Raw genomic sequence first — 12,925 nt, 5'->3', positions numbered from 1 at the left:
AGCGGGGCCGCCCGATGGGCGGCTCGGTTTGCGCAATGACTGTGCGTCAAATGGGGTTTGGATCGGGGTGATCTCGGTCTAACTTGCGGGAAACACAGAAACGGAGCTTTCCCGATGTCTCAACCGACCCTTCTTGGCCTGTCCGGTTCCCTGCGCCAGAACGCGACCAACCGTAAGCTTCTGCGCGAGGCGGCACGGTTGTTCGATCCGGCAAGCTTTGTCGAAGCGGATTTGAACCTGCCCCTCTACGATGGTGATCTGGAAGACGGAGAAGGGATTCCCGAGGCGGTTCATACGCTGGCCAATCAGATCGCACAGGCCGATGCGGTGATCATTTCGACACCTGAGTACAACAAGGGTCCATCAGGCGTTCTGAAAAACGCGCTGGACTGGGTCAGCCGAACGCAAGGCAATCCATGGGCCGACAAACCGGTTGCGGTAATGTCGGCGGCCGCTGGTCGTGCAGGCGGGGAACGGGCGCAGATGATCCTGCGGGCCTGTATGGTTCCATTTCAGCCGCGCATCCTGCAAGGGCCCGAAATCCATCTGGCGAACAGTTCGAACGAATTCGACGATCAGGGAAAGCTGCGTTCGGACCGGTACGAAAAGTCTTTGCATGACTTGATGCAGAAACTCCGGGCCGAGGCCGGTTTCTGATCGCGGTTCAGGCAAATGACGCAAGAGCGACAGACCGATCTCTTGGATCCGGCCCGCGCGGCGGCATTTCAGGTGGCGCTGGGCGGTGTGGCAACGATCGCCAGTGGTTCGGAATTGCCGCCCTTCTTCCATCAGCTTTATTTCTGGACCCCGCAACCGGCCGCCGCATTGGGCCGGGATGGGCATCCCAAGGTTGGGGGTTTGATCCCGGATATGGGGTGGCCGCGCAGAATGTGGGCCGGCGGGCGGTTGACCTTTCACGCTCCTCTGATCGCAGGGATCACCGCCGAAAAGAAATCGGTTCTTGAAAGTCAAAGCGCCAAGGTGGGGCGGTCCGGCCCGTTGGGCTTTGTCACTTTGCGGCACGAGATCTGGCAGAACGGTCTGTTGCGCGTGACAGAGTGGCAGGATCTCGTTTATCGCGAAGATTCTGCGCCGGATGCTGAAATGCCCCAACCGCCCACAGCGCGCACCGATGAGACCGATTGCCGCGAAGTCGGGTTCGATTCAACGTTGTTGTTTCGATACTCGGCCCTGACCTTCAATGGCCACCGTATTCACTATGATCTGGACTATGCGCGCGATGTTGAAGGATATGGCGGGCTGGTCGTGCACGGGCCGCTTCTGGCGCAGCTTCTGATGTTGTTCGCGGTTGACCTGATCGGTCCGCTCGCCTCGTTTTCGTTCCGCGCGACTTCGCCATTGATGCATTTCGAAAATGCCCAGTTGTGCCGGAGGGGTGAAAACATGTGGGTGCGTGGCCCTGACGGGCGGCAATGTATGCAAGCCGTCGCGCAGTCACAATGAGGCTTCGGGCCGGAACTCATCAGGGATCGTATCCCGATCTTCAAGCATAAGATCGGCCATGACCTCGGCGATTTTGGGGGCCATGCCGAAACCGATTTTGAACCCGCCATTGGCGATGTACTGCCCTTGATGCAGGGGATGGGCGCCCAACATCGGCGCTCGGCTTTTGCTGCGCGGGCGCACACCAGCCCAGCGTTCGATCACCTCGGCCCCGTGCAACAGGGGCAGGACGCGCGTGGCGCGGTCTATCACTTCGTCCAGAGCTTCGTCCGTGCTGGTCGGGTCCTCGTAATTCCGTTCCGAGGTCGATCCGATCGCAAGTGTTCCGTCAGCATGCGGGACAATGTGAATCGCGTCGGCGAATAGTTGCGGCACTTCCCCCGCGTCGAAGCGCAACAGGGCGGCCTGCCCTTTGACACCATTTCCGACGGTCTTGCCGTAGGCGTCGTTCAGTTCCTGCAATCCTGCAAGGCCCGTGGCGTGGATGACCTGCCCCTTGTCCTCGGCTTCACTGACAATGTGAACGCCCATGACCTCCAGGGCTGCGACCAGCGCGGCACAGGCCCGCCGGGGGTGCATTCGTGCCGTCAGCGTATCGCGAATGACAAAGCCTGTGGGGCTGGGTGGGCACCAAGAACCCGCTTGGGCCGTGGTGATGACACGCCATTCCGCCCGACCTTGCCAAAGCTCATCTGCGGTGCCTTCGCGCTGGCGGGCCAGTTCCAGACCACGCGCGTCCGGGATCGGCTGAAGGCGGCCCAGCCGGCCATAGCCGGGTGAAACCCCGCCGGTGTCTTCGATCTGTCGCCAGAAGGGTTCAGCCATGATCAGACTGTCGAACTGAAATGCTTTCTTGGCGTTCCAGTTTTCCGGCACGTGCGGGGCCAATGCGCCGACCAGACCTCCGCTGGACCCGGCGCCGGGACCGGACGGATCAACAACCTGCACTTTCGCACCGCGGCGCGCGCAAATCCAGGCGATGGACAGGCCGAAAATTCCTGCGCCGCGAACCGTCACATCGACCATTGCCAATTCCCTTTTCCTTGTTCAGTGTCGCGCCGCTTAGCTACAGGATTCCCCAATGGCAGACCAGCGCGCCGAATTGACGTGGACCGAAGATCAGATACCGGTCTCGGATCGCTTCGACGACCCATATTACTCGTTGCAGAACGGGCTGGAAGAGACGCGCCATGTGTTTCTGGCGGGAAATGATTTGCCTGCGCGGTTTGCGCCGGGGTTTCACATTGCCGAGTTGGGTTTTGGCACCGGCCTGAACCTGCTGACCGCCTGGTCGGAATGGGAGGCATCCGGTCAGAAAGGGCCATTGCGCTTTACCAGTTTCGAAGCCTTTCCCATGGCGCCGGAAGACATGCAACGCGCGCTCGGGTCCTTTCCTGAATTGCATCCGTGGAACAGTCGGTTTCTGGCGCATTGGACAGGACGGACATGTGTGTTGGATTCGCTTCGGTTTGAGGTGGCGATCGGCGATGCGCGCAGGACATTGCCGAACTGGGACGGAATGGCAGATGCCTGGTTTCTCGACGGGTTTTCACCAGCCAAGAACCCCGAATTGTGGGGCGCGGACCTGTTGCAGGACGTGGCAAACCACACTGTCAAAGGCGGTACCGCGGCCACGTATACGGCCGCAGGTTTCGTGCGCCGGGGGCTTGAAAGTGCCGGTTTCAACGTGACCCGCACACCCGGCTATGGTCGCAAGCGGCACATGACACGGGCACACAAAGCATGACCCAGAAGAACAATGTCGGCGCGGGCATCGCTTTGATGGTGGGCGCGACAATTGTCTTTGCCTTGCAGGACGGTATCTCGCGCCATCTGGCCGGAACCTACAACACCTACATGGTGGTCATGATCCGCTATTGGTTCTTTGCGGCTTTTGTCATCGCTCTGGCCGCGCGCGCCCCCGGTGGGCTGAAGGCGGCCACAAAGACAAGTCAGTTGGGTTTGCAGATCGTGCGGGGCTTGTTGCTGGCGGCCGAGATCTGCATTGCGGTGTTCGGCTTTACGGTCCTTGGCCTGATCGACAGTATGGCGGTTTTCATCTGTTATCCTCTGCTTGTCGCCGCGCTGAGCGGGCCGGTGCTGGGCGAAAAGGTCGGATGGCGGCGATGGGCCGCGATCGGTGTCGGCTGCATCGGCGTTCTGATCATCCTGCAACCGGGCGCCGGGGTCTTTAACCCATGGGCTGTCATACCTTTGATTTCCGCTTTGCTGTTTGCGATCTATGGTCTTTTGACGCGATATGTCGCCCGTCAGGACAGCGCGGCGACCAGCTTTTTCTGGACCGGTGTCGCCGGTGCCGTGGCGATGACCTTGATTGGCATGTGGTTCTGGGAGCCGATGGCGCGCGGCGACTGGCTCTGGATGGCGCTGCTTTGCGTCAGTGGGGTATTCGGGCACTGGTTGCTGATCAAGTGCTACGAAGTGGCAGAAGCCAGTGCGGTTCAACCCTTTGCATATTTCCACCTGGTTTGGAGCGCGATCCTGGGTATTTCGATCTTTGGCGAAACGTTGCGCCCCGAAGTCGTGGCGGGCGCAACCATCGTCGTAGCCGCAGGTTTGTTCACCTTATGGCGCGAACGCCGCCAGAGATGATCCGATCAGCTCCTGCGAGAACGGAATCGGAAGGGCAGGTTGTCCCAGGCGGGCACGGTAGACCGGCAGGCTTTCGGTCACGCGCATCACGTAGTTCCGCGTTTCGCTGAACGGGATCGTCTCGATCCAGTCGACGATATCAACCTCGCCTGTGCGTGGATCACCATAGCGTTCCATCCACGAGATCGGGCGCCTTGGCCCTGCATTATACCCCGCCGCCATCATCACAACGTTGCCGTTGAAATCGGCTGCCAGACCGGAAAGATAGTTGGCCCCAAGCTTTGCGTTGTATTGCCAGTCCGTGGTCAAACGTCCCGTCTGATGGCCGCTGAGAATGCCCAGCTCGCCCGCGACCAGCTTGGCCGTGGCGGGCATTACCTGCATCAGGCCGCGCGCGCCCGCACCGCTGACGACAACCGGGTCGAACTCGCTTTCGCGGCGCGCGATGGCCAATGTCATTTCCTTGGCCATCGGCAATCGCATATCTGCAACGGGATGGACCGGGTAATAGGCTGCGGGCAGAACGGTGCCCGTGGTTGCCGCCCGTTTGGCGATCATCACGGCCAGATGCGGCTGTTTCAGTTCGATAACCAGATCGCCCAATTGATTGGCCTGCACTGGATCAAGGCTTTCGACCAGATGGGTCAGGAACCGTTCGGACAGGTTTGCTTCTCCGGCTTTCAGCAACAGCAATCCGGCCTCCAAAACGCTGGAATCGGCAAATTCCGCCTGCCGCCAATGCGGCGCGCGACGCGGATTGGCCAGTTCCGCATCAAACGGTCGTCCGATCCGTTCTGCGGCCAACAGACCGTAGAATGAGGTCTGGTAATCGGCCCCCATCGCATAGGCGTCATACGCCTTGTCCGCGTCACCCAATGCCGCGTAAGCGCGCCCAAGCCAATAGCCACCACGGCCTTTCGAGATCGGAGATTTCACGGCGTCCGAAAAGTTCTGGAAGTGGCGAACGGCGGTGGCAGGATCGTTCAGTTTGCGAAGCGCCAGAAAACCGGCCAGCCATTCAAGATCGGCATAGCCATAACCCATTTCGGGGGTCATGTGATGATTGGCGGCCACGTCATATGCGCGCGCCGCACGGCCCGATCGCATCTCAAGCCGTGCAAGACGGCGCCGTCCCTCCGCCCATTTGTCAGGCTCACCCAGGGCGTCAGGCCCGGTAGAGCGTGCCAGCATCAGATCGACGGCGCTGTCATCCAGTTCTTTCTTGTCGCGCCAGACAAAACGATCGAAGGCCAGCCCGGGCGCATCCGCCAGAGACTTGGGAACTGCTGCCACCTTGGTGTCCACACCGGGTTGGCGTTTCTGCAATGCTATGCGCGCTTCGGCCAGTTTGCGTTCGTCCGAACCGACCAAAGGCAACATCTGCGCGGCGCTTACAAGATGACCGTCCCACAGCATTCTGTCCAAGCGCGCCGCGTGATGCGGCTTCAGAAGTTTGGCAAAGTTCTCCAGATAGCTTTTTTGCAGACCCGAACCCATTGGCATGGTGCGCCAAGCGGTCACAATGTCGGCCTCCGCCTCTCCGATACGTCCCTTGGCTTTCAGGGCGACGGCAAAGTTCAACGCGCCCTCTGCCGTCTGAGGCGGCATGCCGGCATAGAATTTCAGAACCCTGTCTGGATCGGCACCGGTGAAAACAGGCTCGCTCTTGCGGCGCAGCCATGCCAGCCCGGGCCAGTCCGGGCGACGTTCGAGAAACACCAACACGTCGCCAGAGCTGCCGAAGCCCTCGCGCAGCCAGTGCCAGACAATGATATCGCGCGATACGGAACCTCGCTGGCCGGATACGCGCAACGCTGCGTTCCAGTCGCCTTTGCGCATTTCGTTAAGTCCAGCGCGCAAATCAGCAGCAGCATCTGCCCGTGCTGAATGCGTCGCAGTCACCGAATACAGAATCACAGCAGTCAACAGTGCCAGAAAGCGTGTCATCCCTTGCATTTCCCAACCAACCGAGGATAGAGCCTGTGAGGATAAACCGTGCGTCGCTGGGATCAACTCACAAAGCTGGAAACGTGAGGAACCGCGGCGTAAAAACTGCAAAATGCACCTTGAAGGAGCGTGTCATGTTCAAAGGCTCGATGCCAGCCCTCGTCACCCCGTTCAACAACGGCGAGTTGGACCTGAAGACGCTCAAACATCTGGTGGACTGGCAGATATCCGAAGGCTCGACCGGGCTGGTGCCTGTTGGAACAACCGGTGAAAGCCCGACGCTCAGCCACGAAGAGCATGAAACGGTGATCGAAGAGGTTGTTAAAACCGCTGCGGGCCGCGTTCCTGTAATTGCCGGTGCCGGGTCGAACAACACGGTCGAAGCTGTCCGCTTCGTTCAGTTCGCGGAAAAAGTCGGAGCGGATGCGGCACTGGTCGTCACGCCGTATTACAACAAACCAACTCAGCGTGGCCTGATCGCGCATTTCGAGGCGCTGCATGCGGCCGCGGATATCCCGATTATCATCTACAACATTCCGGGCCGCTCAGTCATTGACATGACACCTGCCACAATGGGTGAACTGGCCAAGCTTCCTCGCATCGTCGGGGTCAAGGATGCAACGGGCGATCTGGCCCGTGTCAGCCAGCAGCGTGCAACTTGCGGCGCAGATTTCTGCCAATTGTCCGGCGAAGACGCCACGGCTCTTGGCTTCAACGCGCACGGCGGTGTTGGCTGCATCTCGGTCACCGCAAACGTGGCCCCCAGGCTCTGCGCCGAATTCCAGCAGGCCACGCTGGCCGGAGATTATGCAAAAGCGTTGGAGTATCAGGACAAGCTGATGCCGCTGCATGAGGCGATCTTCATCGAGCCGGGCCTTGTCGGTGCCAAATATGCACTCAGCAAACTGGGCCTTTGCAGCACCGAAGTCCGCTCACCCCTGACCGAGCTGGAAGACAGCACCAAGGATGCAATCGAGGCCGCAATGGCCCATGCCGGCCTGATCTGACTGGTATTTCAGAATACGACGAAGGGCGGCCTCAAACCTTGAGCGCCGCCCTTTCTTTTTGATGTATCCAGACTTCATCTGGCTAAAAATATCCCGGGGGAGTCGCGGCTTGCCGCGGCGGGGGCAGAGCCCCCTCAGCGTTTGCCGTAATACAGCCCCACGACATGTTCGGCCTGCGCAAAGAACAGCCAGCGCGACGTTGCAACACCTGCCAGATGCGAGGCCACGGCCAGCAGGGCGAAGACGTGATTGAACGGCAGCAACAACAGCAGAACCGGCAGCACGAATGCCAGAGTGAACGAGATCAGCCGCAGTTTTTCGGCGTGTTTGCGACCCACGACGTGAACGAATTCTCGAAGCAGATAATTGGTGCCGGTATGGGGCGGCTCAAAGGCGCGGACGGATCCGCGTGCGCCAAGCCCGGTGGCTGTTCCCAGATCCGTTCCCGATGACGCAAACGCCTGATCCCCTTTGCGCCAGTACAGTATCTGCACCAGCGCCGCGATCAACAGCAGCGGCAGAGCTGCGCTTGTCTGACCTGCCAGCAATGCACCACCGGCCAGGCTGAAGCTGAGAAACATGGCAGGTGTCAGGTTCATGTTCCAGCGTGGGATGGTCTTGAGCTGCGTGTAGATCATCGAGGTCGTGAACACTGTGGCCAGCGACAACCCTGCGCCGATCCAGCCCAGAAAACCCCAGCGCTGGTCCAGAAACACCACGCCAATCGCATAGAGCCCCATGATGACCAGCGCGAGTACGGCACACCAACCTTCACGGCTGAGCCAGCTGGTTTTCCATTGAGTGAACGCCTTCAAGGCCCGTTCCGGATGGCCCAGGTGGAAGGTCGAAGCCAAAAGCCCGCCGACGGCTAGACCATAGGCAATGGCGAAGAACACAAAAGCCACCCAACCCGAGACAGCCGGAAACCCCAGGCCAAGAAAGAACAGCAGTCCAAATCCCAGACCGGACAGGGTGGTGAACAGAATGACGGAGGGTGCGGGATGCATCAGAGTTTCTCCAACGTCTTGTCGAGCCAGCCGAGGAACCCTTTGGGCTCGTCAGCGATGGGGGCCAGCAGGGGGGCCAGTATGTCGATCTGGTCTTCCACGGTGTCCTTGGGGCGCGGGGGCAGGTATTTGTTGACGGGTTTGGTGCCCATTTCCGGCATCAGGTCCATGCCACCCCGTTCTGCAACCAGCTGGCTGACATCGCTGTCGGGATCGCCCAGATCACCAAAGTGCCTTGCGCCCGCAGGGCAGGTGCGAACACAGGAGGGGATACGGTCGACCTCGGGGAGGTTTTCATTGTAGATGCGGTCCACGCAAAGTGTGCATTTCTTCATCACGCCTTCGGCCACATCAAGTTCCCGCGCACCGTAGGGGCAGGACCAGGCGCACAGGCCGCATCCGATGCAATCGCTTTCATTGACCAGGACGATGCCATCCTCGACCCGTTTGTAGCTGGCGCCGGTGGGGCAAACGGTAACACAGGGGGCGTCTTCGCAATGCAGGCAGGATTTCGGGAAGTGGATCAGCTGGGCATGCCCGTCGGCAGGTTGCACTTCGTAGGAATGCACGCGGTTGAGAAAGGTGCCCGAAGGGTTTGCACCGTAGGCGTCCTGATCCGAAAGAGGGGCGCCGTAATTTTCCGTGTTCCAGCCTTTGCAGGAAATAACGCAGGCGTGGCAGCCGACACAGGTGTCCAGGTCGATGACCAGGCCCATCTTGCGGTCAGTGGAGTTTGGTAGCTGGGTCATGTCAGGGAACCTCTGCTGTGGAGGGCAGGTGAGGGGGGCAGCCCCCTCTTGAGCCTGCGGCTCAATTCACCCCCGGGATATTTTTGGCCAGATGAAGTGCGGATCCGGGTCATTTGCCCACCTTCCAGGCCAGGTTCTCAGGGCCGGTTCCGACAGGAGATTTGATCGGGTCGAAACTCGGCTGGCTTTGCGCATCGGCAGGTGCGTCGGCTTTTTCGATTTTGACCTTCAGGTCGAACCATGCCGCCTGACCAGTGATCGGGTCCGAATTGGCCCAGCGCATTCCATCATCTTTGGACGGCAGCAATTCGTGAATCAGGTGATTGAGCAGGAAACCTTTGGTCGCTTCTGGCGCGTCGTCCTGCAAGGCCCAGGCGCCCTTGCGTTTGCCGATGGCGTTCCATGTCCAGACCGTGTTGTCATTCAGCGCGGCCATCTCCATCACCGGCACGGTGATCTCACCGTGGGGGGAGCTGACTTTTGCCCAGTCGCCGTCTTGCAGGTTGTGTTCTCGCATCAGTTTGGTCGGGACGTACAGCGGGTTTTGCCCGTGCAACTGGCGCAGCCACGCGTTCTGTGTGCCCCAACTGTGATACATGGCCATTGGGCGCTGGGTCAGAGCGTTGACGGTGAAGCCTTCATTGCCCTGCTGGTCGGTTTCGTACCAGATCGGCAGCGGATCCATGGTGTCCTTGATGCGCTGGCGCAGGTGCTCGGGCGGCTGGCGGTCTCCGTGACCTTCGGCAGCCAGCTGGAACCGGCGCATCGGTTCGGAATAGAGCTGGAACAGATAGGGCTGAGGGCTGTCATAGATGCCCATCCCGACGGCCCAGTCCTGATAGGCGGTGTTCCACGGTTTGTAGTAATCCGCGCCTTCCGGGATATGCGCCACATAAAATCCGCCGTTTTCGATATACCGGTTCAGCTGATCCGAATTGACCTCGCCGCGGCCTTCCTTGTCGCCGTCTGGACCCCGGAAACCGGCCAGCGGGCCGATGCCAGGGCGTCGTTCGTGGTTTACGATGTAATCCGCGTAGTCTTTCCACTTTGGGCTGCCGTCTTCATTCGTGAAACCCGGCAGGCTCATACGGTTGGCCAACTCGATCAGAACCGACTGGAAACCACGCACGTCACGGTCGGGTTCGACCACTGGCCAGCGAATGGCGTCTGCTGCGGCGTCGGCCTCGCAGATCGGGCGATCCAGCAGCGAGATACAGTCGTGCCGCTCGAGATAGGTGGTGTCGGGCAGGATCAGGTCGGCATAAGCCACCATTTCCGAAGAATAGGCGTCGGAGTAAATGATGCGCGGGATGACGTAATTGCCGTCATCGGTCTTGGCCGTCAGCATCTCCATCACACCTTTGGTGTTCATGGAGGAGTTCCACGACATATTCGCCATGTACATGAACAGGGTGTCGATCTTGTAGGGATCACCAGCCGCTGCGTTCGAAATCACCATGTGCATCAACCCGTGCACGGACATCGGGTTTTCCCAGGTGAATGCCTTGTCGATGCGTTGCGGCGTGCCGCAGTCGTCCAGCAGCAGGTCTTCTGGACCACGTGGAAAGCCCAGATGCGGGCCGTTCAGCGGGCGTCCCGGACGCCTGTCGCCATGCGGCGTCGGGTGTGCTTCGACCGGTTTGGGATAGGGTGGCTTGAAGCGGAAACCGCCCGGTACCTCGACTGTTCCCAGCATGATCTGCAGCACATGCAGAGCGCGGCAGGTCTGGAATCCATTGGCATGGGCTGATACGCCCCGCATGGAATGGAAGCTGACGGGACGGCCAATCATCTTCGAGTGCTTTTCACCCCGAAAATCAACCCATTCCTGATTCAGTTCGATCGCTTCGTCAAAAGCGACCCTGGCGATTTCAGCGGCAATGGCCCGGATACGTTTGGCGGGGATGCCGCAGCGATCGGCCACCGCCTCGGGCGCGTGTTCGTCGCTGAGGTATTTTTCGGCCATCAGGTGGAAAACGGGGCGGTGCGTCACACCGTCCTTGTCATATGTCGCCGACAGGTCCGGGCGCACGCCGGGCTTGTCGAATGCGGTTGGCTCGCCCGTCTTGCGATCAATAACCAGCGGCTTGCCGTCCTCGTCGCGCAGGAACAGGCCCTTTTCCGCACCCTCGCTTGCGTTTACCAGAACCGGCGCATTGGTATAGCGGCTCAGGTAATCCAGATCGATCTTGCCGGCTTTCATCAGAACGTGGATCAGCGACAAAATGAACAGCCCGTCTGTTCCGGGTGTGATGCCGACCCAGTCATCGGCAATTGCGTTATAGCCCGACCGGATCGGATTCACTCCGATCACCCGTGCGCCGCGCGCCTTGATCTTGCCGATCCCCATTTTTATCGGGTTGCTGTCATGATCCTCGGCAACGCCGAACAGCATGAACAGTTTGGTGTGATCCCAGTCGGGTTGTCCAAACTCCCAAAACGCGCCACCCATCGTGTAAATGCCACCGGCCGCCATATTGACCGAGCAGAAGCCGCCGTGGGCTGCGTAGTTCGGAGTGCCGAAATTCTGGGCCCAGAAACTGGTGAAACTTTGGCTCTGGTCGCGGCCAGTGAAAAAGGCCAGCTTCTGCGGTGCGGTTTCATGCAGTTCGTTCAGCCAGCCCACAGCAGTGCTGAGCGCCTCGTCCCACTCAATCTCGCGAAATTCACCCGAGCCACGTGGGCCGACACGCTTCAGCGGTTTGCGCAGGCGAGAAGGGGCGTTGACCTGCATGATCCCGGCAGAGCCCTTGGCGCACAAAACCCCCTTGTTTACCGGGTGGTCCCGGTTTCCTTCGATATAGGCGACCTTGCCGTCTTTCATGTGAACGTTGATGCCGCAGCGGCAGGCGCACATATAACAGGTGGTTTTGCGGACCTCGTCCGAAACTTTCGGAGACGTTTCAAGGATCGGCTGCTGATGGGTCATTGGCGGGTCCTGTCGGTTGTGTCGGGAGGACTTTGTCACTTTCCTTCCGATTTGAGAACATCGTTCTGGAAACGACGTGAGTTCTGAGTATTATTCCCTGATAGCTTGCAGTGCCGTCACGGCGATCATCTGGGTCACATCTTCGGCGCTGCATCCGCGGGAAAGATCATTGGCGGGTCGGGCCAGCCCCTGCAAAACCGGGCCGATCGCGGTGTAACCCCCCAGTCGTTGCGTGATCTTGTAGCCGATATTGCCCGCGTCGAGATTGGGAAAGATCATCACGTTGGCCTGACCGGCGACCGAAGATCCGGGCGATTTGCGATCCCCGACCGATGGCACAAAGGCCGCGTCGAACTGAAGCTCGCCGTCGACCTCGAGATCCGGGGAACTTTGGCGCAGTGTTTCAGTGGCCTCGATCACCTTGTCGACATCGGGATGCTTTGCGCTGCCCTTGGTCGAAAAGCTGAGCATGGCGATCTTGGGGTCAACCCGCAGCAGTGCCCGCGCCGATCTGGCCGAGGCGACGGCAATTTTGCTCAACTCGTCAGCGCTGGGATCGATGACCAGGCCGCAGTCCGAATAGAGCATCGCCCGCGCTCCGGGCTGAGCGTTTTCCGGCGGGTACATCAGGAAAAAGGATGATACCATTCCGGCATCTGGGGCCATGCCGATCACCTGAATGGCCGCGCGTACAATGTCTCCGGTCGTGTGAACGGCACCACCTACGGTTCCAGTGGCCCGCCTGCTGCGTACCAGCATGGCGGCATAGACTGGCGGTGTTTCAACGGCGGCGCGGGCTTTGGCCGGATCGACGCCCTTGTGTTGGCGCAGTTCAAAATAGGTTTGGGCAAATTCCTCGGTCAGGTCCGAGGTTGCCGGGTCGTGAACCATGACGCCGTCAGAGCGAGCGGCATTCTGGTTCTTGAGGGTGGCTTCGACGTCGGCTTGTGGACCGACCAGAATGACATCAGCCAGTCCGGCCTGGTGGGCGGCCAGTGCCCCCGCAACGACGCGGGGATCACTGCCTTCGCATAAAGAAATCACAGGGCGCGAGGCCGGGGCGTTCTGACGCAACAGTTCAATTGGTGTCATTGTCATACGCTCTGGCCTCGTCCTTTGATCACGCTTCCTGAACTTTCATGTCTTCGGCCGAGATTCCTGCGACGGCGACGGGTTTTTTCATTGCGTCGCGGCGGAAGGGTTCGCCGA

General features: G+C 60.0%; 11 protein-coding genes. 5 read left to right on the top strand and 6 right to left on the bottom strand.

Features of this window, described 5'->3' with window-relative positions; translation table 11 throughout:
* The first annotated feature begins 114 nt into the window (after nt 1-114).
* Entirely contained in the window at nt 115-657 is a 543-nt protein-coding gene (locus ACR0C6_RS17710) for an NADPH-dependent FMN reductase (RefSeq protein WP_171119885.1), read from the top strand.
* 15 nt (nt 658-672) lie between these two features.
* Entirely contained in the window at nt 673-1,464 is a 792-nt protein-coding gene (locus ACR0C6_RS17705; RefSeq protein WP_480620476.1) for an HTD2 family dehydratase, read from the top strand.
* Here ACR0C6_RS17705 and ACR0C6_RS17700 read toward each other — a convergent pair.
* Nucleotides 1,456-2,490 (bottom strand): NAD(P)/FAD-dependent oxidoreductase, encoded by a 1,035-nt coding sequence (locus ACR0C6_RS17700; RefSeq protein ID WP_480620474.1) that lies wholly within the window; start codon nt 2,488-2,490, stop codon nt 1,456-1,458. The two genes, ACR0C6_RS17705 and ACR0C6_RS17700, sit on opposite strands and share 9 nt — an antisense overlap.
* A gap of 55 nt (nt 2,491-2,545) precedes the next feature.
* On the opposite strand from ACR0C6_RS17700, the gene mnmC2 reads away from it, so the two are divergent.
* Entirely contained in the window at nt 2,546-3,211 is a 666-nt protein-coding gene (mnmC2, locus tag ACR0C6_RS17695) for a tRNA (5-methylaminomethyl-2-thiouridine)(34)-methyltransferase MnmC2 (protein WP_480620472.1), read from the top strand.
* On the top strand, nt 3,208-4,077 hold the full coding sequence (locus tag ACR0C6_RS17690) for a DMT family transporter (protein WP_480620470.1): 870 nt from the start codon (nt 3,208-3,210) through the stop codon (nt 4,075-4,077). Before mnmC2 ends, ACR0C6_RS17690 begins: the two co-directional genes overlap by 4 nt.
* Here ACR0C6_RS17690 and ACR0C6_RS17685 read toward each other — a convergent pair.
* Nucleotides 4,051-6,024, bottom strand: a complete 1,974-nt coding sequence (locus tag ACR0C6_RS17685) for a lytic transglycosylase domain-containing protein (RefSeq protein WP_480620468.1) — start codon at nt 6,022-6,024, stop codon at nt 4,051-4,053. The two genes, ACR0C6_RS17690 and ACR0C6_RS17685, sit on opposite strands and share 27 nt — an antisense overlap.
* Before the next feature lie 134 nt (nt 6,025-6,158).
* Between ACR0C6_RS17685 and dapA the strand changes: the two genes are divergently transcribed.
* A complete protein-coding gene (dapA, locus tag ACR0C6_RS17680) occupies nt 6,159-7,031 on the top strand; it encodes a 4-hydroxy-tetrahydrodipicolinate synthase (protein WP_224858702.1) in 873 nt (290 codons plus the stop codon).
* Between the two features lie 134 nt (nt 7,032-7,165).
* On the opposite strand, the gene ACR0C6_RS17675 is transcribed toward dapA, so the two are convergent.
* From ACR0C6_RS17675 to pta, 4 genes are all read right to left on the bottom strand, one after another.
* Nucleotides 7,166-8,038 (bottom strand): dimethyl sulfoxide reductase anchor subunit family protein, encoded by an 873-nt coding sequence (locus tag ACR0C6_RS17675; RefSeq protein WP_480620467.1) that lies wholly within the window; start codon nt 8,036-8,038, stop codon nt 7,166-7,168.
* Nucleotides 8,038-8,787 (bottom strand): 4Fe-4S dicluster domain-containing protein, encoded by a 750-nt coding sequence (locus ACR0C6_RS17670; protein ID WP_171172200.1) that lies wholly within the window; start codon nt 8,785-8,787, stop codon nt 8,038-8,040. Before ACR0C6_RS17670 ends, ACR0C6_RS17675 begins: the two co-directional genes overlap by 1 nt.
* Before the next feature lie 109 nt (nt 8,788-8,896).
* Nucleotides 8,897-11,716, bottom strand: coding sequence for a molybdopterin oxidoreductase family protein (locus tag ACR0C6_RS17665; RefSeq protein WP_480620465.1), 2,820 nt, complete (start codon nt 11,714-11,716; stop codon nt 8,897-8,899).
* 90 nt (nt 11,717-11,806) lie between these two features.
* Complete coding sequence (gene pta / locus ACR0C6_RS17660) at nt 11,807-12,814, bottom strand: phosphate acetyltransferase (protein ID WP_480447417.1); 1,008 nt, start codon at nt 12,812-12,814, stop codon at nt 11,807-11,809.
* Nucleotides 12,815-12,925: the final 111 nt, after the last annotated feature.

The sequence above is a fragment of the Ruegeria sp. AL12 genome (assembly GCF_056540885.1).
Note: the sequence above shows the minus strand (reverse complement) of the source record. Positions and strands in the feature narration are given on the sequence as shown.

What these genes read in the sequence shown, in the direction of transcription:
- ACR0C6_RS17710 (WP_171119885.1), top strand. Translation starts at nt 115, where the DNA reads ATGTCTCAACCGACCCTTCTTGGCCTGTCCGGTTCCCTGCGCCAGAAC.
- dapA (WP_224858702.1), top strand. Translation starts at nt 6,159, where the DNA reads ATGTTCAAAGGCTCGATGCCAGCCCTCGTCACCCCGTTCAACAACGGC.
- ACR0C6_RS17670 (WP_171172200.1), bottom strand. Translation starts at nt 8,787, where the DNA reads ATGACCCAGCTACCAAACTCCACTGACCGCAAGATGGGCCTGGTCATC.
- pta (WP_480447417.1), bottom strand. Translation starts at nt 12,814, where the DNA reads ATGACAATGACACCAATTGAACTGTTGCGTCAGAACGCCCCGGCCTCG.
- ACR0C6_RS17690 (WP_480620470.1), top strand. Translation starts at nt 3,208, where the DNA reads ATGACCCAGAAGAACAATGTCGGCGCGGGCATCGCTTTGATGGTGGGC.
- ACR0C6_RS17700 (WP_480620474.1), bottom strand. Translation starts at nt 2,490, where the DNA reads ATGGTCGATGTGACGGTTCGCGGCGCAGGAATTTTCGGCCTGTCCATC.
- ACR0C6_RS17705 (WP_480620476.1), top strand. Translation starts at nt 673, where the DNA reads ATGACGCAAGAGCGACAGACCGATCTCTTGGATCCGGCCCGCGCGGCG.
- ACR0C6_RS17685 (WP_480620468.1), bottom strand. Translation starts at nt 6,024, where the DNA reads ATGACACGCTTTCTGGCACTGTTGACTGCTGTGATTCTGTATTCGGTG.
- ACR0C6_RS17665 (WP_480620465.1), bottom strand. Translation starts at nt 11,716, where the DNA reads ATGACCCATCAGCAGCCGATCCTTGAAACGTCTCCGAAAGTTTCGGAC.
- mnmC2 (WP_480620472.1), top strand. Translation starts at nt 2,546, where the DNA reads ATGGCAGACCAGCGCGCCGAATTGACGTGGACCGAAGATCAGATACCG.
- ACR0C6_RS17675 (WP_480620467.1), bottom strand. Translation starts at nt 8,038, where the DNA reads ATGCATCCCGCACCCTCCGTCATTCTGTTCACCACCCTGTCCGGTCTG.